Source organism: Candidatus Borreliella tachyglossi, assembly GCF_003076595.1.
Taxonomy (GTDB): Bacteria; Spirochaetota; Spirochaetia; order Borreliales; family Borreliaceae; genus Borrelia; species Borrelia tachyglossi.
Map to the genome: position 1 here is coordinate 896958 of NZ_CP025785.1, position 24906 is coordinate 921863.

The window sequence follows — 24906 nt, forward strand, 5'->3', positions numbered from 1 at the left end:
AAGAAGGAAGAGGTAAAATTTTTCCTTCTTATTCTTTGCTGTTTAAATTTTTGATTTTATATAATTTGCAATATGTTCGGATTTCGCTCCGAATATTGCTTGAGCTTGATTGCCCGATGCGATGATTGTTCCGCTTGCACCAAGACTTTTCATTAAATCTTTGTTTACTAATTTGCCATCCTCTACATCTACTCGAAGTCTTGTAAAACATGCATCAACAGTTTTTATATTGTGCAACCCTCCAAGGGCTTCAATGACTGCCTCAAAAGCTTCCTTTTCAGAAATATTAGAGATATCCTTAGAGATTAATTGCTCTCCAGTAGCGTCTTCACGACCTGGTGTTTTGATTTTAAATATTTTGATTAGTGTTATGAAAATAATGAAGTAAGTAGCTCCAATTCCAAGTCCTATTGGGAATATTAGCAATGCGTTAGTTGATTTTGGAAACATTAAAAAGTAATCTATTACTCCTGCTGATAGTGCAAACGCTATGTGTACTCCAAATATATTAGTAATGATTAATGATATACCGGTTAGGATAGCATGTATTAGGTAAAGGAAAGGTGCTATTAACATGAATGTGTATTCTATTGGTTCTGTAATTCCTGTCAAAAATGCAGTAAGTGATGCTGAGAATAAAAGACCACCTACTTCTTCTCTTTTCTCTTTTCTAGATGTTAGGTACATTGCAATAGCCGCACCTGGCAGTCCAAATAGCATCATTGGATACATTCCAGCTGTGAATGTTCCAGCGCTTGGGTCTCCATTTAAATATCTTGTAATTTCTCCTTGAACTATACTTCCGTCAGGTGTGGTGTAGTCTCCGAATACAAAGTAAACTAAAGTATTTAAGAGCTGGTGTAGGCCTGTTATTATAAGGAGCCTATTTAAGAAACCAAATACAAATAACCCTAAATGTCCAGCTTCTACCATCCAGTTACCAACTTGGTTAATAGCGATTTGTAGTGGTGCCCATAGGAAACCAAATGTTACGGCAAGTACTACAGACAGTATTCCATTCATTATTGGTACCAGTCTTTGTCCGGAGAAAAATCCTAAAAATTGTGGTATTTTCCAGCCTACTACTCTGTCACTAAGCATAGCCGAAGTTATTCCTACAATAATACCTCCCAAGACGGACATATTAACAGGCTCTACTTTTTCGTTAATTGTTATCGTAAATGTAGATAGTCCTGCATTTAAAATTAGATAGCCCACTGCTCCTCCGAGAGCTGCTGCCGCCTTATTGCTTTTAGATAACCCCATTCCAGTTCCAATTGCAAATAGTATTGGCAAGTTCCCAAGAATAGCACCACCTGATTGTTCCATTAATTTTCCAAGTTGTCTCAGCATTCCAGAGGGGTCTGTAGCTTCTATGATTAAGTATCCAAATCCAAGTAAAAGTCCAGCAATTGGCAATACGGCTGCAGGAGTTTGAACGGCTTTTCCCAGATTTTGCAAATTTTTCATTACATTTTTCATGATTCCTCCATTACTTTTATATTAGTTAGTTAAAGTTTACTTTAATTTTAAGTATGATAACTAGTTAAAATTTCAACATTTTAATTATATTTTTATAATGATTAATAATTTATTTTTGAAATATTGGATGGAATTTATAAACGTTGGATTTCTTTTTAGAAAAAGAAATTTAATTTTTTATAAATTTTATTTATTGTTTTTTTAATAGCAGTAAGTTTATTAATTATGTTTTGATTGTCAATTAAGCTTTTTAGGCTATCCATCGAATCTTCAATTGCTATGACAAAACTTTTTTGAGGCTTTAGCCAAAAGTTATCAGAGTAATCACTCCTAAGTGATAAAAAGAAGACGGAATTTTTATTTGGATGCTTAACAAAATGCATAGTGCATTCTAAAATATTTCTGATTTTATCAATTTCGTTAATATTGATATTCGAATTTTCGTATTTTTCCACGAGAGTCCAGTCTGATTCCATATTATTCACTATGCGCATTATTTCTATTAATTTTTTGTTTTTAAATATTGTTAAATTTTCATATGTTAATTTTGCATGAATTCTTTTTATTGCTTGCTCTTCTGAGCTTTTAAGACTCACTAAGGTTAATTCCCTAGCATCTTTTAAGCTAAGCGTTATATATGAATTGTTGTTTTCATTTTGAATATTGAATTTCTTTTTTCCAATAGTTATTTCATTGTCTAATAAAAGGTTTTTATCTTTTTTTCTTGTAGCTTTGTGAGTCTCTTTATGGGGTTTATTTAGTTCTTTATTTTCTTTGGCAGGTTTTTTTTGTGTATTTCCTTTTTCTTCAAATCCAATATCATTGATCCATTCTCTTTTAAGCACACCAATTGACCTAGCATATCTTTTAGTTGTCTCTATTATTTCGCCTGCAACAAAGTATTTTACAGATTCTGTATTGATAAGTGATCCTGGATGTATTACTATATTTTGGGCTTTTATTGTTTTATATTTATTTCTTGAGGTTTTAAAGCAAATATAATCTTTCATGCCTCTCATGATAGATTTTAAATAGCCTTCGTTGTCAATTGCAGATTTATGTACTATTGGAATGTTAAAGCTACTTACAATGTTTTCAAGTTGTCTTTGTACATTAGTAATTTCCTCAAGGCCTTGTAAGTCTAAATAGTTCTCTTTAGCGAAGGCTTCTTTGTTAATAGCGTTTTTGAAATCTTCAAATATTTTAATAAATCCTATTAAATCCCCTAGTGGATTTTTATATTTCATATGGGATTGTCTAGCTTCTATTTCTTCGTTTTGAGGCAATAAAAAAACACCACTTGTGGATAAAAATGAGAGGCCAATTGTAGTTGGGTATATTGCTTGCTGATAGTTTAGCATTGCTTCAACTAAAGCTCTTGAATGTATAGGTATTAGGGGGAATATTATCATATATTTCCCAATTTCTGTAAGTTCATTCTTTTCATTTATTGCATCTAGAGTTTTTAATATAGTACTTGCTGTTTGGATAGATTTAATTGAGGGTCTTGAAATAAAGTCAAACTTTGTAAAATTTCTAATTCCAATATCTGCCATTCTTAGTATAACTTCAGAGAGATCTGTCCTGTATATTTCTTCCTTTTGGAATTCGTCTCGTAGTTGATATTCGTCTCTTTTATACAATCTGTAACATGTCCCCTTTGAAAGTCTCCCTGCTCTTCCTGCTCTTTGTGTTGCGGATGATTTTGAAATTGGTACTTCTTGAAGTGAGTAAGTGTGTGTTTTCATTTGGAATTTATTTGTTTTTACCTTTCCACTATCAATGACTATTTTGATATTTTCAATGGTAATGGAAGTTTCTGCAATATTAGTTGATACTATAATTTTTCTTTTATTTTTAGGTGTAGGCATAAATATTTGTTCTTGAGATTCTTTTGCCATCCGGCCATATAAAGGTAATATAATCAAATCTTTCTTGGAATTTAATTCATAAATTTCTTTGATTGTTTCTTTTATTTCTCTTTCGCCAGATAAAAATATGAGAATATCACCTTCTTTTTTTTCTTTGATTATACTACTAATTATTTCTTTTATTTTTAATATCATTCCCTTTGATGTATTGAGTAGTGGTGGATTGTAAATTATTTGTACCGGATAAGTAATTGCTTCTATTTTAAGTATTGGGGCATTGTTAAAGTATTTTGAAAACACTTGTGTATTTATTGTGGCAGATGAAATTATAACTTTAAAATCATCTCTTTTATTTAGTATATCCTTAATAAGACCTAGTATAAAATCTATGTTTAAACTTCTTTCATGAGCTTCATCTATTATGATTATATCATATTCATAAAGCAAAGTGTCTTTTTTGAGCTCTTGCAAAAGCACACCATCAGTCATTATCTTAATTTTAGTTTTAAAGCTTGTAATCTCTTGAAATCTTATTTTATAGCCTACCTCGTCTCCAAGGTGTACGCCAAGATGCTTAGCAATATATTCTGCTATCGATACGGTAGCTATTCTTCTTGGCTGTGTTACACCAATTTTGCCAAGTCTTGCAAACCCTGATTCATATATTATTCTTGGTATTTGTGTGGTTTTTCCACTGCCAGTTGGACTTTCCACTATTAAAACGCTATTTGACTTTAAGTTTTCAATTAATTCATCTCTGTATCTATAAATAGGAAGTTCAAAATCATTCATATTTTACATTAGTCCAAAAACATAAGTTGCATCTATCTGGCTAAGGTCAATATCATCAGGTAAGTCAACTTTTTTTCTCTTAATTTTAGCATAGAATTTATCATTTTGTTTGTAAACATATATTTTATTGCCAACTTTATTTTTTAATAAAGGTATTGTTTTGACAATAATTCCGTTTTTTTCTAATTTTGCGTCTAAAATTTTGATTGATTCTTCTAGTGTTATTTCATATGCTTTTATGTCTTTTTTTAGTGGGCATATTATGCTGTCATTTTCAGTTTTAATATAGTCCCCAAAAATTCCCGTTGTAGCAATTATTTTTTCATTGGTTTTTGGATATTCGCCAACTACTTTTGGTAGTGATAGTAGTTTGAGTGCAAATTCTAAGTTGATGTTTTCATATTCTATGTTTTTGATTGAAACTTTTTTTGCTCTTATTATTTTAGGTTTTTTGGGTTTTCCAGTCTTTGTAAATTCTTGTGGCGCATGAGTATCCTCGCCAAGTTGGATAAGACCTCCGTATTTTGAATTTTTGTATACTACATTAAGTCCTGTTAATGGGTCAACACCTAGTATATTGGGCTTTGCATCTTTTTCTGCTATCATTTTTTTTATTTCATCTTCTTTATATAAGCTCTCTAGTGGAGTTATTACATTAATCGAATAATTATTTCCATTAGAAATTAAATAAGGGCCAAATTTTCCAATGTTTATTGCATAACTAAATCCCTTGACATTCTTGTACTCATAAACGGTTCTAAATTCTCCTGGACTAATAATGGGTTCTATTCTATTTATTGTATTTCTGAGGCCCTCTTCTCCATTGTAGAACTTACTTAAGTATTTTATTTTGTCTAACTTGCCTATTGCGATTTTATCTAAGTTTTCTTCCATGTGGGATGTGAACTTGAGGTCAATTAGTACTGGAAAATATTTTTCTAAGAGCTGTATAACAGCTGCTCCTTTTATTGTTGGTATTAGTGCATTATTTTGTTTAAATACATATTCTCTCTCAAAGAGTGTTGAGATGATAGTAGAATAAGTTGAAGGACGTCCTATCCCTTCTTTTTCAAGCTTTTGTACAAGGGATGCTTCTGTATATCTAAATGGGGGCTTTGTTTCATGTTCTTCTGGCTTTATATTCAATATGATAAATTTGTCACCTTGTTTTATTAAAGAAAAGTCTATGACACTGTTTTCATAAGGTTCTCTACTATTTTTGAGAAAGCCATCAAAAATTATTTTTGTAAAACTTGATTTAAAAGTTAAATTTTTATATTTAAATGTTATTTTGATAACTTCTTTTATGGCATCTTTCATTGCTGATTCAATAGTTCTGTCCCATATGATTTTATATATTTCTCTGGCAGTTTCGCTTTCTGTTTTTATCCTCTCAGGAGGAGTAAACGTTTCAGAAGGTCTTATAGCTTCGTGAGCATCTTGAGCCATTTTTGCTTTAGCATATATTCTATCATTCATTTCTACATATTCTTCGCCATATTTTTGTTTGATAATAGCTTTTATTTTTTCTCTTGCACTTTTTGCAATGCTATGAGAGTCTGTTCTCATATAAGTTATGTATCCACTCTCATATAGTTTTTGTGCATAACTCATAATTTGCTTTGTACCTATTTTTAGTCGTCTGTTCACGTCTTGTTGTAGTGAAGATGTAATGAATGGTTTAGGAGGGGCTTGCTGTATCTTTTTACTCTCAATTAAGATTACCTCTATTTCTTTTGCCCGCTCTAACTCCTGCTCGAGGGTATGCATTAATGTCTTGTTTATTATGACTGTACTATCAGGATCTTGTAGTTCACCTGTATCATTTACGAAATCTTTGCTCTCAGCTACATTTTTATTCTCAATCTTTTCTAGTTTTGTTTCAATCTGTAGATCATTTTTACTATGTTTGCATCCAAGTGTGATTGAGTAATAATAAGCTTTCTTGAAATTTACTCTTGTCATTTCCTTTTCTATGATTAGTTTAAGTCCAACAGATTGTACTCTGCCGGCAGAGAGTCCATAAGCAATTTTTTTCCAAAGTAGGGGAGATATAGTATATCCATAAAGCCTATCTAACATTCTTCTAGCTTCACCGGCATTAACAAGATTCATATCGATTTTTCTTGTATGTTCAAGTGAATCAGCTATTGCACTTTTTGTAATTTCATGAAATACCATTCTTTTATAATTTTTAATTTGTAAAACTTCTTTTAGATGAAATGCGATTGTTTCTCCTTCTCTATCTTGGTCAGTTGCGAGATATATTTCATGTTTTCCCTTAATAAGATTTTTAAGTTTTTCAATCACTATAATCTTGTTGCTTGGGATGATGTACAGAGGCTTAAAATCATGGTTATAATCTATAGAGATATTTGCCCATTCAAATTTTTTATACTCCTCAGGTATTTCCTTAGCACTATTTGGTAAATCTCTTATATGCCCTATACACGCTTCCACTAAAAATGAGCCATCAAGATATTTCTTTATTGTTGTTGCTTTTGTAGGTGATTCTACTATGATTAATTTTTCTTGTTGCATAATTCCCTTATATGTATATAATATAACATAATGTAAAATTATTGTAATTTTTAATAAAAATAATTATGATCTTGATGAGTAACTATAGGGTTTTACATACGTCTGATTGGCATATTGGGAAAAAGATTGGGTATTTTTCTCGGCTTGGTGAGCAACAGAAATTTTTAACTTTTCTATTAGAATTTATTAGGCTTCAGAAAATTGATCTTTTACTTATTGCTGGTGATGTTTATGACTCAAAGAGACCGGGACTTGAAGAGCAAAAGTTAATAAATGATTTTTTTTATGAATTATCTTTTACTTCTTGCAGATGGTGCGTAGTTATTGCTGGGAATCATGATAAAAAAGATTATTTTAGCATTAATAAAAAAATATTCTCCAAGTTTAATATTTTTTTAGTAACTGAAGATGAACTTGATGAGCAAGTAGTGTTTTTAGAAGACGATAGCGATGTTAAATTTGTTGTTATTTGTGTTCCCCACATCAACGAAAGGCTTATTGTAAATCAAGATTATGGAGATATAGGACTTAATAATGATGTCTTTCTTTGTAAGCTTGAAAATGCTTATAGAGATAAAATATCGGATATTGTTAATTCCATTGATGATAAATATATTGGTATTCCTAGGATATTGATTGCACATTCTTTTTTTTGTAATCGTAGGGTTGTTGATAGCATTGGAAATAGCTCTATTCTGCCTGTTAGTGTTTTTGGGAATAGTTTCTCTTATGTTGCGCTTGGGCATATTCATGATTTTAAAAAATTGAAAGATAATATTGTTTATTCAGGTTCGCCAATCCAATATTCATTTGATGAGGATATTAGGAAATATATTAATATTTTGGTTTTTGATGACGGTGAATTAGTTTCTCAAGATAAGGTTTTAATTCCTGTATTTGGTGAATTACGCTTTCTACAAGGTTCTTTTAATGAGATTGTAAATGATTTATATAAGATTAAGAGAGATCTTTCCTGTCTTTGTTACTTAAAAATTGAGCTTAATGAAAGAATAGATGCTGAATTTGAAGAGCAAATTTATAATGTAGTAAAATCTAGTTTAATCAATATAATTGACATTTACTATCATTTATTAAATTCAGACGAGAATCCCTCAAGTAGAAGACGAGAGTTGATTAGCAGAGATGAGGTTTTAAGCAGAGATGAGAAGTATTTTTTCCAAGAGAAATTAAGAAGAGATATTATGAATGGTTTTAGGAGAGGCAATAAGTTTAGTGAAGAGGAAATTATTGCTCTTTTTGAAGAAGTATTGCTTAAGGGAAGAACAGGAAAATATGAGGATAAATAAGCTTATATTTAAGAATATTGCCTCTTATAAAGGAGAATATGAAATAGATTTTGAGGGTTCTATTTTGAAAAATTCTGGAATTTTTTTAATTTCTGGAAATACTGGATCTGGTAAAAGTACAATTCTTGATTGCATAACACTTGCTCTTTATGCACGAATTTATAGACTTGATAAGAATGTTTCAGATGCAATTTCGAAAGGTTTGAATAGTGCTTATGCTAGGCTTACCTTTACTGTTGCTGGAAAGGTTTATGAATCATTTATTGAGCTTAACATAAAGCAAAAAGAAACTCCTAAAAATATGGTATTGAAGTGTTTGAGTGATAATAGTTTGATTGATAATCGGGACGATGTTTTAGTTTACATAAAGAGTCTTTGCAGGCTGGATTTTGAACAGTTTTGTCAGACTGTTATTTTACCCCAAGGGCATTTCCAGGAGTTTTTAACTTCAAAACCAAAAAGTAAGACAGCGATAATTGACAATATCTTTAATTTGAAAAAGTATGATGATATAGAAATTTTCTTAAAAAGGGAATTGGAAGTTGCGAAATTAAATAAAGAAAAATTAGAGTTTTTAGAAACAGAAGAACAAAAGAGAGTTGATATTGATAAGCAAAAATTGAATGAAATAACTGATTTTTTGGGTTTGACGGATATAGAAAAGTCAAGGAAAAGTCTTGAGAGTGTTTATAAGCAAATATCTATTTGTGAGAAAATAATAAATAGTAATCAGAAGTATTTAGATATAGAGTGTAAGATAGATAATTTAAAATTGGAATTATCCTCTAAATTTAGTAGTAAAGAGAGTTTAGACCGTGAGTATTCTTTGCAGGAAGAGAATAGAACAAAATTAGGGGAAAGTCTTAAATTTTATAATTCTCAAGAATTTTTGGATTTGAATAATTTTATTAAAAGGCAAGGCGAACTCCTCAATGATAAGGAACGGCTTTTACACGAGTATTCACTTATTATGAAAGATTTATTAGAATTTGGGCATTTGGATGTAGACAATTTGAACAATTTTGATTTTGATTATATCAAAGAATTGTATTATGAAAATGTTCTTTTTTCTGAGGTGAATTTTGATGAGATAGTTTATGATAGTTTACTTTTAGAAGATAGGCAATTGGAAGACGAAATAGAAAAATTATTAATAGAGCAAAGTAAAAAAAATGTAGAGCTTAAGAGTATTGCCTTAAAAGAAACAACATTTGATTTGGATAAATATATTTATTATGAGGCATTAAAATTACTGAAAAGCTTTACTGAAGAATTGATATGTAAATATAGAAGTGAACTGGAGTTGTTATCAAAAACAAATAATAGTAATTCATTGCAAGATGTCGGTATTAATATTCAAATTGGGCTATATAAAGAAATTTTAGAAGATCTGAATAATAATAACCAGTCTGTTAATCAAGACATAGAAAATTTGCAGTATCTTGAGGCTGCATATAATAAACATCAAGGAAAGGAAAAATTAAGAATCAGTAGTCTACATGATCTCTTGGAGCTCAATTCAAGACTGCAAGGTTTGCAATCTAGGTTGGATACTATTAGATCAGATATCTTTCATAGAAAGGAAAATAAAATCAAATGGGAAAGTCAAGTTTTCAACTTTAATAGAAATAATGCAGAAATTTTAAAAAGAATTGGAAAAGATCTATTTAATAGATATATAGATTATTCTAATAAAGATAGGATTCTTATTTTTGAAAATAAATTTAAAGAAGCTAAAATTTTAAAATTAGATTCAAGTAAAGCAAAGTCTAAAATTGTTTCAAAAGATGCAGAGATGAGAGAAAATCTAGATAAAATAAGGGTTTTATTATCTGATATGAATTTAAATATGAATTTAGCTAGATCTAATTTATTGGAGAAAGAATTTGAGAGTTTTTTAAAGACTAAAAAGGAAATAGAAGGTAAGTATTTAAAAGTAGATTTACTGCTGAATAATATAAACAGTTCAAAAATTAAGCTTGAAAGTCAAATTGAGTTTATGGTGCAAACAATATCAGCTTTGAAAACAGATTTTAAAGATGAACGAGATAATTTGAATGTTAGTTTTTTCGACTTAAGAGAGTCAATTCAAGATAGTTCTTATATACAAAGACGTTGGCTATTCTTGGGTCCTTTAGATCCTAGTAAAGATAGTTTACATAATTTTTTAGATTTAAAATCTAATTTAATGTCTCAGATTGAGTCTTTGTCCAGAGATATTAGTAATTATGAGACAAATTTTTCAGGCTTTCAGACTCTGAAGAAAGAGCTTCTCAAACAAGAGAGTCATTTAAGGAATATTAAAAATGAATTAAGTAGCGTTAATGAGCGAAATGAAAAACTGGAAATTATAAAGAAGGTTGTTGCCACTTCTCCTAGTTTGAAGTATTATGTTCAGAGTTTTTTGATTGACGAGATTTTAAGTGTGTCAAATAAAAGGTATTTAAGTGTCATCCTTCCCGATTTTGAGCTTGAAATTAATACAGATAGCAAAGATTTTGATTTTTTAGTTAAATATAAAAAAGATGGTAACACTACTCGTAGTGTTAAAACTCTTTCAGGAGGTGAGAAGTTTCTTGTATCTTTGTCACTTTCTCTAGCGCTTTCAGACATGATACGAGATAGTGAGCTTAAAATAGAGGCGTTTTTTCTTGACGAAGGTTTTGGAAGCCTTGATGAGGATACTTTGAAGATGGTTATTCCAAAAATTGCTGAATTTCAGCGTATTGATGGGCGTCAGATTGGTATAATTTCTCACGTTGCTTATTTAAAAGAAGAAATTAAATCACAAATTATTATAAATAAAATTTCAAAAATTTCTAATATTACTGTAGAAAGTTTATAGGTTTTTGTATAATTAATTTAATATTTTAAAATATGGAGAATTTATGGTACGCTATGTAGCAATTGATGTTGGAGGCACTAGCACTAAGTACTCTCTCTCAGATGGTGGCGGTAATTTTCTTGATAGGAATGAAGTTAAGTCTGGTACTACTCCTGATGAACAAGTTGAGATTTTAGTCGATATAATTAATTCTTATAAAAAAGAAGAGAATATTGGGGGCGTTGCAATTTGCATGCCTGGATTTGTTGATCCTGAAGGAATTGTAATTAGAGTTAATGCTATTAAGGGATTTGTTAATTATCCTTTAAAGGAAAGGCTTGAAACTTTAACGGGGGTGAATATTGAGATTGAGAATGATGCTAATTGTGTGGCTTTAGCAGAAAAATTTAAGGGTAATGCTATTTATTCTAATGATTTTATTGCTTTAACTCTTGGAACAGGAATTGGCGCTGGAATATTTATGAATGGGAAACTTTTAAGAGGATATTCTTTTATGTCTGGTGAGATTGGGTTTATGATTACTAGAGGACTTGATAATAATATACCTTTTGACTGCAGATGGGAGTCTATAGCTTCTGTTGCCGCTTTAAGAAAGAGAGTTGCGAGGCGTTTAGAGGTTCCTTTTGAGGAGGTATCTGGGGAGCGTGTTTTTGAACTTGCAAGTAGTGGCAATATCCATGCTAAGAATGAAGTTGAAAGATTTTTTGAAACTTTATCATTTGGAATTTTTAATTTAACTTTTGTTTTAAATCCTGAAAAAATTTTAATTGGAGGCGGAATAAGTTCAAGACCCGATTTAGTAGGTAAGGTATATGAGAAATTGGAAAATTTATGGTCTTTAGAATTGGCTGATATTTATGGGCATGATATAAGGAAGCTTGTTAGACTTGAGACAACTAAATTTAATAATGATTCTGGCAAAATTGGGGCATTATATCATTATTTTTCTGAAAATAAATTACTATCCAGCTTAGGTATTTGATGATAAAAGAGGCATGTGTTTTGAATATACTAGAAGCTATAAATGCCTTTAAGCTTGGTGCTAATAGGATTGAGCTTTGTGAAAATATAGTTTGTGGAGGAACTACGCCTTCTTATGGCACCATAAAAATTTTAAAGGAAAATCTGAACATTCCTATTGTTGTAATGATTAGACCAAGATGTGGGAATTTCGTATATTCTAATTTAGAATTTCAAGCTATGAAGGAAGATATTAAGGTTTGCAAGAGTCTTGGGGTAGAAGGTGTTGTTTTTGGGATTTTAGAGGAAAATAATGAGATTGACATAGCTAGAACTAAGGAATTAGTAAGTTTGACTAAGCCTTTAAAGGCTACTTTTCATAAGGCAATTGATAGCACTTGTGATATTAGGGCTTCTGTATTAAGACTTGCAGAGATTGGTATTCATAGGATATTGACTTCAGGAGGAGGACTTGAAGCTAAGGATTCGCTTATGGTATTGAAAGACTTAATATTAATGGCTGGAGAGAAATTGGAAATTGTTGTTGCCGGTAAGGTAAGTAAAGACAATGTTGATAGTATTGATTCTATTTTAGGCGCCAAAGCTTATCATGGGAGACTTATTGTTGGTGGTTTAAGTTTGTAGTTTTGTTAAGGTGGAGGTTGAGTAAATCATGAATATTAGTAAAGAAGATTTTAAAATAAGTTTTAATAAAAATTTGAAACATTATTATCAGGTTCAAAGCGTTAAAGATTTGTCCGATATTGAACTTTATAATTGTTTTGCACGAACAGTGGTTGATTACTTTTTAGAACAATGGGCTGATACTAAAATAGATATTGATAAAAAACGAGTAAAAAAAGTGTGTTACCTTTCTGCTGAGTTTTTAATAGGTAGATTTTTAAGTAATACTTTGATTAATATGAGATCTTTTGATACTGTGCGGTCATTAGCGGATGAGCTTGGTATTGATTTTAATGCACTTGAAAATGTAGAAATTGATGCGGGTTTGGGAAATGGTGGTCTTGGAAGACTTGCTGCATGTTTTCTAGATTCTCTCTCAACACTTGATTATCCTGCTTTGGGATACGGAATAAAGTATAGGTATGGAATTTTTAAGCAGAGTTTTATTGATGGGTTCCAGATTGAAGAACCCGACAAGTGGAATGAGTACGAACATCCTTGGTTTATTAAAAATGTAAGCAGGGTTTATGATATTAGTTTTGGAGGTCATATTGAGATTGAGCGTGATGCTGCTGGAAATGAAATTTTTACACATAAGAATCCGTATGTTGTTAATGCAATAGCTTATGATGCACCTATAGTTGGGTACGATTCAAGGACAATAAATACTCTTAGGTTGTGGGAAGCTTATGCAAAAGATGGATTTGATTTAAGCTTATTTAATAATATGCAATATTTAGATGCTTCTAAAAAGGAAATAGAAGTATCAAATATTACTAAGGTACTTTATCCAAACGACGAAGATCTTGCTGGTAAGTTTTTGCGGCTGCGTCAGCAATACTTCTTTTGTAGTGCTTCAATTCAAGATGTAATACATGATTTTAAGAAGCATTATAGTAGTGATCTTAAGAGACTTCCAGAATATGTAGTCTTTCAGCTTAATGATACTCATCCTGTTGTTGCAATTCCCGAATTAATGAGAGTATTGATTGACAAGGAGAAGTTTGACTGGAAATTAGCATGGGAGGTTACAAAAAAATGTTTTGCGTATACTAATCATACAGTTTTAGCAGAAGCACTTGAGAAGTGGCCTTTGCGCATGTTTTCAGAACTTTTACCTCGTATTTATCAGATAATTCAAGAAATAAATAAAAGATTTTTTGAAGAAATAGAAGCTAAAAATAAGTCTGGTTCAAATTTTATTTATGATGACTATTTAATAATAAATGATGGCGTAATTAATATGGCATGGCTTGCTATACATTCATGTTTTTCTATTAATGGGGTTGCAAAATTACACACAGAAATATTGATGGAAAATGCACTTAAAACTTGGTATTCTCTTTATCCTGATAAATTTAATAACAAGACTAATGGGGTAACGCAAAGAAGATGGCTATTGATGGCAAATCCTAGACTGTCAGATTTAATAAGTTCTAAAATAGGTGATTCTTGGGTAAAGAATTTTGAAGATATTGAAAGGCTTTTAGCCTTTAAGGATGATAAGGATGTAATATCTTCATTAAGAAAAGTAAAACATGAGAATAAGGTAGATTTTTCTAACCTTATTTACCGTGAACTTGGGATTAAAATAGACTCTAGTTCAATTTTTGATGTTCAGATAAAAAGACTGCATGAGTACAAGAGACAGGTTTTGAATGCTTTGCACATATTGTATCTCTACAGTAAATTAAGGAAGGATAAAGATTTTTATGTTTATCCTCGAACTTTTATTTTTGGAGCGAAGGCTGCACCAGGCTATAGAATGGCTAAGAATATCATTAAATTTATTAATGATATAGCCCATAAGGTAAATAATGACATTAATGTTAATGGCAAGATAAAGGTTGTCTTTATTCCAAATTATAATGTCTCTTGGGCTGAAAAAATTATTCCGGCATCTGATATTTCTGAGCAGATTTCTTTGGCAGGTAAGGAGGCTTCAGGGACAAGTAACATGAAATTTATGATGAATGGCGCTTTGACTTTAGGAACTATGGATGGTGCTAATGTTGAAATTTATGATCAGGTAGGCGATGAGCACATGTTTATTTTTGGTTTAAGAAAGAATGAGGTTATTAAACATAACGAGAATCATTCATATGTTCCGAGCCGTATTTTAGAGGATGATCCTGAATTTTCTGAAATTATTAATAGCTTGGTTGATGGGAGTCTCTTTAAGGGTCATTATGAGGTCTATAAAGAAATTCATGATAGTTTACTTTATGAGTCTTATGGCGGATCTCCAGATCAATACTTTGTATTAAAGGATTTTAGAAGTTATATAAATGCTCATAAGTTAGTTGAGTCTAGGTATCAAGATTCAGATTCTTGGATTTCTTCATGTTTGGTGAATATTGCTAAGAGTTCTGTATTCTCATCAGATAGGACTATTGAGGAATATGTTAAAGATATATGGAAGGTAAGAAGACTGCATTAAGTAATCTTCTTATTCGTAATTGTTGCTTAATATTAAACTTGATATAAAGTGCTTAGCACTGATTTTTTCAATTGTAAACTCAAGCTCTACAGTATCTTGGTCTTGTATCTTAGACTTTATGGAGCTTGAAACTATTAATTTTGTTATATTTGCTAGGAGAGTTGGAATTAATTTTTTCGATAAAATAGATAGTACTGCTGGGTTACTGGTTTTCAAGTAAGCCTTTAAGCTATAATCAATGTCACTTGCACTATTTACGAGTAAGATTACGCCATTAAATGGAATCAAATTTGTTCTGTTTACGTTATTTGGCATTAATATTGTGATATCTCTTGTCCAAAAAAACATTTCATTTTGGTCAAGTATATCAATGTATTTTGTTGTTAATATATTATCGTTTTTCTGTATTATTTCTTTTTGATTTATTAGGATTCCACTTTTATCTTTAGTAGGAGTGATGTATAGATTAGAGTTTTTTATCTTCCACTTTGGACTTGTAAAGATATTACCTTTAGACTCAAAATTTGAGTTGTTTTGCATTCCCCAATAAATATTCTTGGGAAAATTTCCTGTTATTATTGATGCAAAACTTTCTGGATTTTTTGTATAGCTTAAGTATAGATTGCCAACAGTATTAAGCCCGATTTTGTATTTTACGTTTAGGTCATCATAGATGAATCTGTTTTTAGATAGGTTTATGTAAGCATATATGTCAGATAAGGGATCTAGCAACATAATTGAAGATATCTTTTTCGTAGGTGAATGGTAAGTTAAGGATGCACATCCTACAAAAAGAGTAGTTGTTAAGCAATTAATAATTAACTTGAACATTTTGCAATGCCTATCATTATGAGTATCTCATCTTCAAGCTCTACCTTTGTCATTGCCTTCTCTTTATTTCTTTCTATTTTGAGTGTTAAGGTTTCAGTTTTAATGTAGCTTTCAAAGAGACTTATTATTTTTTTTAATGTTTCATTGTTATCTATATATAATATTATTCGGTCGCTCACATTAAATTTGCTTTCCTTTCTTAGGTTTTGAACTTTTCTTATAAGTTCTCTTGATAATCCTTCCAAATATAACTCTTCTGTTATTAATGAATCTAAACCAATTGTAACAGAATCTTCATTTATTACTTTTAAATTTTCTCTTTCTTCTCTCTCCAATATTATGTCTTTTAGTGTGATATCGTAAGTACTTTCTTGTAGTGTAATTGTGTGTGTATTTCCGTTTATTATGTTTAATATATCTGTGTTTTTTAGTTTGGTAATCTCTGATGATACTGCTTTCATGTTTACACCAAGCCTACTTCCAAGTTCTCTAAAATTGGCTTTTGCTTTGTAGGTTACAAGTTCCTCTTCATTAGATTTAATTTTTATTATCTTGGCATTGATTTCCTCAAGTATTATGTCTTGCATTTCGTTTAATATTTGTTGTTCTTTTTGGTTTTTAGTAACAATATAAATTGTGTTGATAGGTTTTCGTATTTTAATGTCATGTGAGGCTCTAAGTGCTCTTGCAATTGATATTACTTTCCTTGTAAAGTTCATTTTCTCTTCAAGATTTATTTTAATAAGTTCTTCAATCTCTTGTGGATATTCGTTTAGGTGAATGGATTCTTGCTCATCTTCTGCCTTTAGATTTTGATAAATTTCTTCTGTTAAGAAAGGAGTAAATGGTGCAAGCATCAACGTTAAGTTTTTAAGCGCATAATATAGAGTTTCATAGGCGTCACGTTTGTCATTATCATTCTCAGATTTCCAGAATCTTCTTCTTGACCTTCTTATATACCAATTATTTAGTTTATCAATGAATTCAAGAAGTTTTTCTATTGATTTTGTTAAATTATATTTGTCTATTTCTTCATTTAATATTTTTTTTAGGCTTTCAATTTCGCTGATTATCCATTTATCAAGGATATTAGTTTTAAGTAGATTTATATTACCATTAGGTTCGAATTTATCGATTATTGCATAAGTTATGAAAAATGAGTAAGCATTCCAGATAGGGATTATGATGTTCTTTAAAACATCTTTAACACCATCGTCGCTATACTTTAAGTCATCAGCCCTTACTACAGGGCTCATTACTAGATAAAGTCTTAAGGCGTCAGCACCAAATGTATTTATTACTTTCATTGGATCTGTATAGTTTTTAAGTGATTTTGACATTTTTCTTCCATCGCTAGATAATACAAGCCCATTGACTATTACATTATTAAACGCGGTGTTTTCAAAAAGTGCAGTTCCTAAGATTGTAAGTGTGTAAAACCAACCTCTTGTTTGATCTAGACCTTCTGCAATAAAATCAGCAGGGAAAATATTAGTGAAAGTATCTTTATCTTTAAATGGATAATGATTACTTGCATAAGGCATCGCACCCGATTCAAACCAGCAGTCTAAAACCTCACTTGTTCGAATATATACGCCACCATATTCACTAGGCCAAGTTATTTTATCAACTTTGTCTTTATGTAAATCATCTATCTTTTGTCCTGAACGACTTTCAAGTTCTTTCTTTGAGCCTATACATATTTTATTGCCTGTCTTTGAACAAATCCAAACTGGTATTGGATTTCCCCAAAATCTGTTTCTACTTATTGCCCAATCTCTTGCATTTTCTAACCATTTACCAAATCTTCCCTTTTTTAAATGAGATGGTATCCAGTTAATTTGTTCATTTGATTTTATGAGTTTCTCTTTTATTGCTTCAATGTTTACAAACCATGAGCTTATAGGTCTGTAAATTAAAGGTGAATTTGTTCTGTAGCAAAATGGATATCTGTGTAAGAAGTTTTCTCTTTTAAATAGAACATTCATTGATTTTAGTTTTTCTATTATTTGTTTGTCTGCGTCTTTAACAAATAAGCCTTCAAAATCTTTTACTTCGTGTGTGAATCTGCATTCGGCATCGATAGGTGTTATTATGTCAACCTTTGTATTCCCTTTAAGTATGTGGTAGTCTTCTTCTCCAAAGGGTGCAAGGTGAACTATTCCCGTTCCATTATCAGTTGTAACATATTCTGCTGTGTGTACCCTAAAAGCGCCTTTTAGTCTTTGATTCAAAAAATAATCAAAAACAGGATCGTATTCTAGGCCTTTAATATAATCACCTTTAAATTGTTCTAGTATTGTATATGCTTGATCATCTTTGTAGTAGTGATTTAACCTTTTTGTTCCAATGAGCAATGTTTCATTTTTTTCTTTATCAAATATTTTAGAATACTCTATGTTGCTACCAACAGCAATTCCAAGGTTTGTGGGTAATGTCCAAGGAGTTGTTGTCCATGCAAGTAAGTATTCATTCTTATCTTTTATTTTAAACTTGATAGTTATTGATGGATCATTAACTTCTTTGTATTCGCCGAGATTAACTTCAAAGTTTGAGAGAGGAGTTGCGAGTTTTGGAGAATAGGGCAATACATAGTAGCTTTCATAAATCAAGCCTTTATTATAGAGTGTTTGGAATACCCACCATACAGATTCCATAAAGGTTGTATCCATTGTTTTGTAGTTTTTATCAAAATCAACCCATCGACCTAGTCTTGAAATTGTTTTTTGCCACTCTTGCGTGTATCTAAGAACTATGTTTCTACACTCTTCGTTAAATTTTTCGATTCCATATTTTTCTATTTCATACCTTCCAGAAATTCTTAAAGTTTTTTCTGCTTCATATTCTACAGGTAGACCATGAGTATCCCATCCAAAATTTCTCTTAACATATTTCCCTTTCATTGTTTTGTATCTTGGAATTATATCTTTAATTGTATTTGGAACAAAATGGCCAAAATGTGGAAGTCCTGTTGCAAAAGGTGGACCATCATAGAAAGTAAATGGTTCACAATTCTTTCTTTGTTCCACAGATTTTTCAAAAATTTTATTATCATTCCAAAATTTTAATATTTTCTCTTCTATCTTAGGAAAATCCACTTTGCTTTCTACTTTCTTAAACATAAAATATCCTTTTATTCTATTTTTATATTGTCTTGGTCTAAAGATATTTTTATTAGATTAATATTAGGGTTTTCAAATATTCTATTAATAATTTTTTCTTCTATTTGTTCTTTTGCTGCATTTAAAACGCTCCTTGCACCAACTTTTTTGTCATAATATTTTTTTATTATATGATTATTAAGATGCTTGTCAATTTCTATTTTAATATTTTTTAAGCTAAATTTTGCAATAATCTCTTTGCAATAATTATCACAAATTATGTTGGCATCTTCCTCTTTTAAAACATTAAGGATTATTTTTTTTTGAATTTTGTCCAATAGGGCAGATTTGAATCGTTTTTTAAGCTCATTGTCTATCTCACTTTTAATATTTATATTATTATCTGCTTTATTAAATCCAATACTGCCCTGACCAAGAAGCGCTTTAGAACCAATAGATGTGCTTAGAACGATAATGGAATTTTTAAAAGATATTCTGTCTTCCTTACTGTCAATAAGTTCACCGTTTTCAAGTATTTGTTCTATTATACCTAGTACAGAATTATGAGCATTTTCGATATTTTCAAGTATAATGAAGGATCTAGGGATATGTTTTAACCTATTAGTTAAAATTCCACCATCAGCGTAGCCTACGTATCCTGGATTTGTCCCTATTAACTTTGAGATGGAGTTTTCTTCCCTATAGTCTGACATATCTAATTTTAATATTGAGTTTTGATCTTCGATAATGATACTTGATATTTCATTTGCTAGCATTGTTTTTCCACTTCCGATAGAACCTATAAGTAGTATTGATGTTGTAGGTTTGACATTATCATTGATTTCAAGTTTTGTTTTAACCATTTCTCTAATGATTTCGTTTATAGCACATTCTTGCCCAATTATTTTTTCTCTTATGTGTATTTCTTCTGTTTTGATTATATCAATTTCTTCTTTAATGTTAGATTTTGTCTTAATATTTAACATTTCATCTGTTACGATTTTAATGTCCTCAACATTGACTATCCTGTTATCTGTTTTCTCTTGTTTTTTCTTAGCTCCAGCAATATCAATCAAATCAATTGCTTTGTCAGGGAATCTTTTGTTGATTAGGTATTTTGACGATAAAGAAATAACGAGATCTATGGCATCCTTTTCGTAAATTACACCATGATAATTTTCAAAATTTTTTATTATATTATTGATGATATTTAATGTTTCTTTTTCATTAGGTTCTTTTATTGATATAGTTTGAAATCTTCGGATAAATGCTTTGTCTTTAGCAAGGTATTTTCTATACTCATCATAAGTTGTTGCACCTATGATTTGTATTTCAGAGCGAGACAAAACAGGTTTTAAAATATTTGATGCATCAAGAGCTCCCTCAGAATTTCCAGCTCCCATTAGGGTATGTATTTCATCAATGAATATTATTATGTCTTTATTGTTTTTAATGGATTTAATTATGTTATTTAATCTCTCTTCAAATTCGCCTCTATATTTGGTTCCCGATACTAAGTCAGAAGTATCAATTTTTAGTATAACTTTGTTTTGTAATTTATTCTTAATTTCTTTATTTGCAATTTTAATAGCGAGCCCTTCAACTATTGCTGTCTTGCCAATTCCAGGCTCACCTATGAGTATTGTGCTATTTTTATTTCGTCTTTCAAGTGTGTTGATTAGTGCTTGAATTTCTCTCTCACGCCCGATTAAAGGTTCAAGTTTTTTTTCCTTTGCAAGTGTTGTTAAGTTCTTAACATATTTTCCAATTTCAAAGTAATCATTATCAAGCCTTATATCATCTTCAAACTCTTTATATGTTTCAATGAGCCTTATTTTATCTATTTTTGTTATGAGATTCTCTTCACTAAAGCCAAAACTTAACTTAGTGAGTTTATATTTTTTTAGAAGTTTTTTTGTCTTTAATATTTGATAAAAAATTTCTTTTATTCCTATTGAAGTTCTAGACTTAAATTCTTTCTTAGCTTTTTCAATAAGAATGAAAATCTCTCTATGTATTTTTGGAATTATAATTTCATTAACACCCATTAAAACTTTTTCTAATTTTTCTATTTCATATAATGTATCTTGTTTAATATTTTTTAAAGTTCTAGTATCTATGTTTTTTATCTCACACTTCTTAGGGCGAATTAGTATAGACATTAATAAATGCCAAATTGAAACTTCTCTATTTTTATTTTTTCTAGCTACTTCTCTCGCTGCTACTTCGACTAGATTTGCTAAGCTTTCTGTTATGTTAATGTTTGTCAATCTCCATCTTTATATTATTGATTATATCAAAAATATTGTTTTTTTGTTCGTATATTGAGTATATAGATACATAAAATTTAATTTTTGGCTCTGTTCCAGATGGTCTAATAGTAATGTTTATTTCGTTTTCTAATAAAAATTTTATTGTATTTGTAGTATACTTGTACTCCTTAATTTTCTCTACATTTCCGTTAATATCAGTTTTTGTTAATGTTTGATAGTCTAACTTTTTGACTACTTTAATCCCTGCAAATTCTTTTTGTTTTTCATGTCTAAATTTTGACATTAATGCTTCCCTTAAGAGTTCTCCATTAGCTCCTTGAAAACTTTTATTAATTGTAAATTCTTCATAATAGCCAAATTCTTGATACATTTCTTGAAGATACTTCCCTATTGTTATGTTATTCTCTTTAAGAGTAAGCATTAAGTCGCAGATTCCTTTCATGGCTGAATATGCATCCTTATCTCTAGCTCCGTCTCCAATTAAGTATCCATGGCTTTCTTCGCAACCAAGAATAAATTTTTTGTTTGGCTCTTTAATTTTCATCTCATCGATTAAGTGACCTATCCACTTAAAGCCTGTATATGTTCTAAGCAATGTTGAGTTATACTTTGCAGCTATTTTATCTAACATTGGAGTTGTAACAAAAGAGGCTATTGAAAATGTGTTTTGAGGATTATCTTCTCTAGATAATAAATAATTCATTAAAACGCATGCAATTTGGTTGCCGTTTAAAAATTTCCATTCTCTACCTTCATTGAAAGTCATACCCATCCTATCAGCGTCTGGGTCGGTTGCAAATGCGATATCGCAATTCTTTCTTTGTGCAAATTCAAGGACTCTAGACATAGCAGCAGGATCTTCTGGGTTGGGATAAGTTACTGTAGGAAATTCTGGGTCAGGATTTATTTGACTTGGTTCAGTTAAGAGATTTATTTTGCTACCTTTAAATAATTCTTTTATTACTGTTCCTCCTACTCCATGCAAAGGAGTATATGCTACTCTTAAGTTTATTTTTTTACTTTTTTCGTTAAAATTAGGAAATTCTTCATTTATTTTTTCTATATAATCCATATCAAATTCATCGTTAAGTTCTATGATTGAATGTCCATTTATGGCTTCTTCTTTTGTAATGATATTTTTAATATTGGATATCTTTTGAATTTCAGATATTATTAATATGTCATGAGGGGGTAGTACTTGAGCACCTCCTTTCCAATATACTTTGTATCCATTGTATTCTTTGGAATTATGACTTGCTGTTATCATTATTCCAATGTCGCAGTCTAACTTTTTAACTGTATAGGATAATTGAGGTGTTGACCTGATTTGCTTGTATATATAAACTTTAAGGCCATTTGATGCAAAAATTTCAGCAGCATCGTATGCAAATTCTTTTGAAAAGTATCTTGAATCATAGCTTATTGCAACTTTGGGATTTTTTGTTATTTGAAGAATGTAATTGGCAATTCCTTGACTTGCTTTTGCAACATTATGGGTATTAATATAGCATGTTCCGGCTCCAATAATGCCCCTCATTCCTGCCGTGCCAAATTCTAGGTCTTTATAAAATCTGTTTAAGATTTCGCTTTCATTGTTTTCATTAAGCAATCTTATAGCTTCATCTTTGAAATGTTTGTTTTTCTCAAGCCCAATATATTCTTCTATTTTTGTTTTAAGTTCTTTGTTCTTCATGCTAAGTTCCCTTTATTTTATAATTTAATTATATAGTTTTATAATTTAATTATAAAATAGTGATTATATTTTTAGTTACAATTTTATCTGAGGTCTGCATGAAATTTTGCTTAAAGTCTGACTATTCTCCTGCTGGTGATCAACCAAAAGCAATAAGGGAGGTTAAGGAATCTATTTTACTTGATAATAAGTATCAGACTTTAAAGGGTGTGACAGGCAGTGGCAAAACTTTTACAGTAGCTAATGTTATTCGAGATTTAAATCGACCTTCGCTTGTGATTAGTCATAATAAAACTTTGGCGGCACAGCTTTATAGGGAATTTAAGGATTTTTTTCCAGATAATGCAGTTGAATATTTTGTTTCTTATTATGATTATTATCAGCCTGAGTCTTATCTTCCCTCAAGAGATTTGTATATAGAAAAGGAAGCCACTATTAATGAAGAGATTGAGATAAAGAGAATAAAAGCGGTAACATCTCTTTCTAGAAGACGAGATGTTATAGTTGTTGCTACAGTATCTTCAATTTATGCACTAGGCTCTCCAGAATTTTTCAAGAGCTCAGCTCATGCTTTTTTTGTAGGGCAAAAGATTTCTATTAAAGAGATAGCAGATATTTTTGTAAAGCTTCAATATGAAAGAACACTTATGAATCTTGAACATAATAAATTTACCATTAGAGGTGATATTATTGAGGTATGGCCTAGCAATGAGCATGGAGAATTTGCTTATAGAATTTATTTGGATTTTGATGAAATTGTTAAGATAAATAGAATTAGTCCGCTCACAAAAAAGATCTTGAGCACTACCGATGATTTTACTCTTTTCGCTAAGTCTTATTTTGTAATTCCCTATGAAAATATATTAGAGGCTCTTCCTAAGATATATGTTGATTTAAAGAATCAGTATCATTATTTTAAAGAGAATGGTAAGTTTGTTGAGGCTGAAAGACTTAAGCAAAAGGTAGAATATGATATTGAGATGTTAAGAGAGACTGGAACGTGTCAAGGTATAGAGAATTACACTAAATATTTTAGTGAAAATGAAATAGAGAGACCCAATTGTCTTTTTGATTTTTTTCCTAAGGATTATTTGCTTTTTATTGACGAATCTCATGTTACTTTACCACAACTTAGAGGAATGTATAGTGGGGATTATTCAAGAAAATTAAATCTTGTAAATTTTGGATTTAGGCTTCCATCGGCACTTGAAAATAGACCTCTTAAGTACCATGAGTTTGAATCTCTTATTAATCAGACTGTCTTTATTTCAGCGACTCCTGGGCTTGAAGAGCGTAAAAAGAGTAGTGTTATTGTTGAACAGATAATTCGTCCAACAGGTCTTGTTGACCCAGAAATCATCCTTAGAGATTCTGATGGGCAAATGGAAGATCTTTATAATGAAATTCAAAAAAGAGTAGCCTTGAATGAAAAAGTTTTAATTACAGTTTTGACTAAAAAAATGGCTGAGGATTTAACAGAATACTTGTTAGGTCTTGATGTGAAGGCTAGATATTTGCACGCAGAACTTAATACTATTGAGAGGGTAGATGTTATTACGTCTCTTAGAAAATCGGAGATTGATGTTATTGTGGGGATTAATTTGCTAAGGGAGGGCTTAGATATTCCTGAAGTTTCTCTTGTTGCTATACTAGATGCTGATAAGATAGGATTTTTAAGATCTACTACTTCGCTAGTGCAAATGATTGGCCGAGCGGCGAGAAACTCAAATGGTTGTGTTATAATGTATTATAATCTAATAAGTTTTTCAATGCATGATGCCATTGACGAAACTAATAGAAGACGAAATATTCAAATTGACTACAATGAAAAAAATAATATTACTCCAAGAACTATTATTAAAAAAGTACAAAATATTTTAGAAAAAGAATTGAGAAATAAAACTGTTAATTATGATGTTGAAAGAATTATTTCGGATGAAAAATTGCCCAAGAAAAATCTTATCAATAGACTTAAGTTTAAGCTTGAAGAGGCAGTTAGTGATGAAAGATTTGAGGATGCTATTTTTTTAAGAGATAAAATAAAAGAACTTGTTAAAGGGCGCAATTTGTAGGCAAGGAGTTTAGA

Annotated in this window: 13 protein-coding genes; 6 read left to right on the top strand and 7 right to left on the bottom strand. The window is 30.4% G+C overall.

Going from position 1 to position 24906, the window contains the following annotated elements; genetic code table 11:
• Positions 1 to 42: 42 nt before the first annotated feature.
• From CR532_RS04345 to topA, 3 genes are all read right to left on the bottom strand, one after another.
• A complete protein-coding gene (locus tag CR532_RS04345; protein ID WP_234416438.1) occupies positions 43 to 1470 on the bottom strand; it encodes a PTS transporter subunit EIIC in 1428 nt (475 codons plus the stop codon).
• A gap of 167 nt (positions 1471 to 1637) precedes the next feature.
• A complete protein-coding gene (locus CR532_RS04350; protein ID WP_108729570.1) occupies positions 1638 to 4145 on the bottom strand; it encodes an ATP-dependent RNA helicase in 2508 nt (835 codons plus the stop codon).
• 3 nt (positions 4146 to 4148) lie between these two features.
• Positions 4149 to 6686 (bottom strand): type I DNA topoisomerase, encoded by a 2538-nt coding sequence (topA, locus tag CR532_RS04355; protein WP_108729571.1) that lies wholly within the window; start codon positions 6684 to 6686, stop codon positions 4149 to 4151.
• 74 nt (positions 6687 to 6760) lie between these two features.
• On the opposite strand from topA, the gene sbcD reads away from it, so the two are divergent.
• Genes sbcD through CR532_RS04380 form a run of 5 tightly spaced genes read left to right on the top strand, consistent with a single transcriptional unit; the run spans position 6761 to position 14922 of the window.
• Positions 6761 to 7993, top strand: coding sequence for an exonuclease subunit SbcD (gene sbcD, locus CR532_RS04360; RefSeq protein WP_108729572.1), 1233 nt, complete (start codon positions 6761 to 6763; stop codon positions 7991 to 7993).
• Positions 7980 to 10838: an AAA family ATPase gene (locus CR532_RS04365; RefSeq protein ID WP_108729646.1), complete on the top strand. Its 2859-nt coding sequence runs from the start codon at positions 7980 to 7982 to the stop codon at positions 10836 to 10838. Before sbcD ends, CR532_RS04365 begins: the two co-directional genes overlap by 14 nt.
• A gap of 43 nt (positions 10839 to 10881) precedes the next feature.
• Positions 10882 to 11820, top strand: coding sequence for an ROK family protein (locus CR532_RS04370; protein ID WP_108729573.1), 939 nt, complete (start codon positions 10882 to 10884; stop codon positions 11818 to 11820).
• The gene (locus CR532_RS04375; protein ID WP_108729574.1) at positions 11820 to 12443 is read left to right on the top strand and encodes a copper homeostasis protein CutC; all 624 of its coding nucleotides are present in this window, start codon (positions 11820 to 11822) and stop codon (positions 12441 to 12443) included. The genes CR532_RS04370 and CR532_RS04375 overlap by 1 nt, the downstream gene beginning before the upstream one ends.
• Positions 12444 to 12471: 28 nt before the next feature.
• On the top strand, positions 12472 to 14922 hold the full coding sequence (locus tag CR532_RS04380; RefSeq protein WP_108729575.1) for a glycogen/starch/alpha-glucan phosphorylase: 2451 nt from the start codon (positions 12472 to 12474) through the stop codon (positions 14920 to 14922).
• Positions 14923 to 14931: 9 nt separating this feature from the next.
• Here the strand turns inward: CR532_RS04380 and CR532_RS04385 are convergent, their stop codons facing one another.
• The 4 genes from CR532_RS04385 to CR532_RS04400 form a co-directional block, all read right to left on the bottom strand.
• Positions 14932 to 15753, bottom strand: a complete 822-nt coding sequence (locus CR532_RS04385; RefSeq protein ID WP_108729576.1) for a hypothetical protein — start codon at positions 15751 to 15753, stop codon at positions 14932 to 14934.
• Positions 15741 to 18875, bottom strand: a complete 3135-nt coding sequence (gene ileS, locus CR532_RS04390; RefSeq protein ID WP_108729577.1) for an isoleucine--tRNA ligase — start codon at positions 18873 to 18875, stop codon at positions 15741 to 15743. The genes CR532_RS04385 and ileS overlap by 13 nt, the downstream gene beginning before the upstream one ends.
• Before the next feature lie 11 nt (positions 18876 to 18886).
• Positions 18887 to 21016 carry an AAA family ATPase gene (locus CR532_RS04395; protein ID WP_234416439.1) on the bottom strand — a complete coding sequence of 710 codons (2130 nt, stop codon included), beginning with the start codon at positions 21014 to 21016 and terminating at the stop codon, positions 18887 to 18889.
• A 94-nt stretch (positions 21017 to 21110) separates the two neighbouring features.
• Positions 21111 to 22820, bottom strand: a complete 1710-nt coding sequence (locus tag CR532_RS04400; protein WP_108729578.1) for a phospho-sugar mutase — start codon at positions 22818 to 22820, stop codon at positions 21111 to 21113.
• 98 nt (positions 22821 to 22918) lie between these two features.
• On the opposite strand from CR532_RS04400, the gene uvrB reads away from it, so the two are divergent.
• Positions 22919 to 24892: an excinuclease ABC subunit UvrB gene (uvrB, locus tag CR532_RS04405; RefSeq protein WP_108729579.1), complete on the top strand. Its 1974-nt coding sequence runs from the start codon at positions 22919 to 22921 to the stop codon at positions 24890 to 24892.
• The last annotated feature ends 14 nt before the right edge of the window (positions 24893 to 24906 follow it).

Coding starts and splice junctions, on each gene's coding strand:
- CR532_RS04345 (WP_234416438.1), bottom strand. CDS start 1,470: ATGAAAAATTTGCAAAATCTGGGAAAAGCCGTTCAAACTCCTGCAGCC.
- CR532_RS04350 (WP_108729570.1), bottom strand. CDS start 4,145: ATGAATGATTTTGAACTTCCTATTTATAGATACAGAGATGAATTAATT.
- topA (WP_108729571.1), bottom strand. CDS start 6,686: ATGCAACAAGAAAAATTAATCATAGTAGAATCACCTACAAAAGCAACA.
- sbcD (WP_108729572.1), top strand. CDS start 6,761: ATGAGTAACTATAGGGTTTTACATACGTCTGATTGGCATATTGGGAAA.
- CR532_RS04365 (WP_108729646.1), top strand. CDS start 7,980: ATGAGGATAAATAAGCTTATATTTAAGAATATTGCCTCTTATAAAGGA.
- CR532_RS04370 (WP_108729573.1), top strand. CDS start 10,882: ATGGTACGCTATGTAGCAATTGATGTTGGAGGCACTAGCACTAAGTAC.
- CR532_RS04375 (WP_108729574.1), top strand. CDS start 11,820: ATGATAAAAGAGGCATGTGTTTTGAATATACTAGAAGCTATAAATGCC.
- CR532_RS04380 (WP_108729575.1), top strand. CDS start 12,472: ATGAATATTAGTAAAGAAGATTTTAAAATAAGTTTTAATAAAAATTTG.
- CR532_RS04385 (WP_108729576.1), bottom strand. CDS start 15,753: ATGTTCAAGTTAATTATTAATTGCTTAACAACTACTCTTTTTGTAGGA.
- ileS (WP_108729577.1), bottom strand. CDS start 18,875: ATGTTTAAGAAAGTAGAAAGCAAAGTGGATTTTCCTAAGATAGAAGAG.
- CR532_RS04395 (WP_234416439.1), bottom strand. CDS start 21,016: ATGTCTATACTAATTCGCCCTAAGAAGTGTGAGATAAAAAACATAGAT.
- CR532_RS04400 (WP_108729578.1), bottom strand. CDS start 22,820: ATGAAGAACAAAGAACTTAAAACAAAAATAGAAGAATATATTGGGCTT.
- uvrB (WP_108729579.1), top strand. CDS start 22,919: ATGAAATTTTGCTTAAAGTCTGACTATTCTCCTGCTGGTGATCAACCA.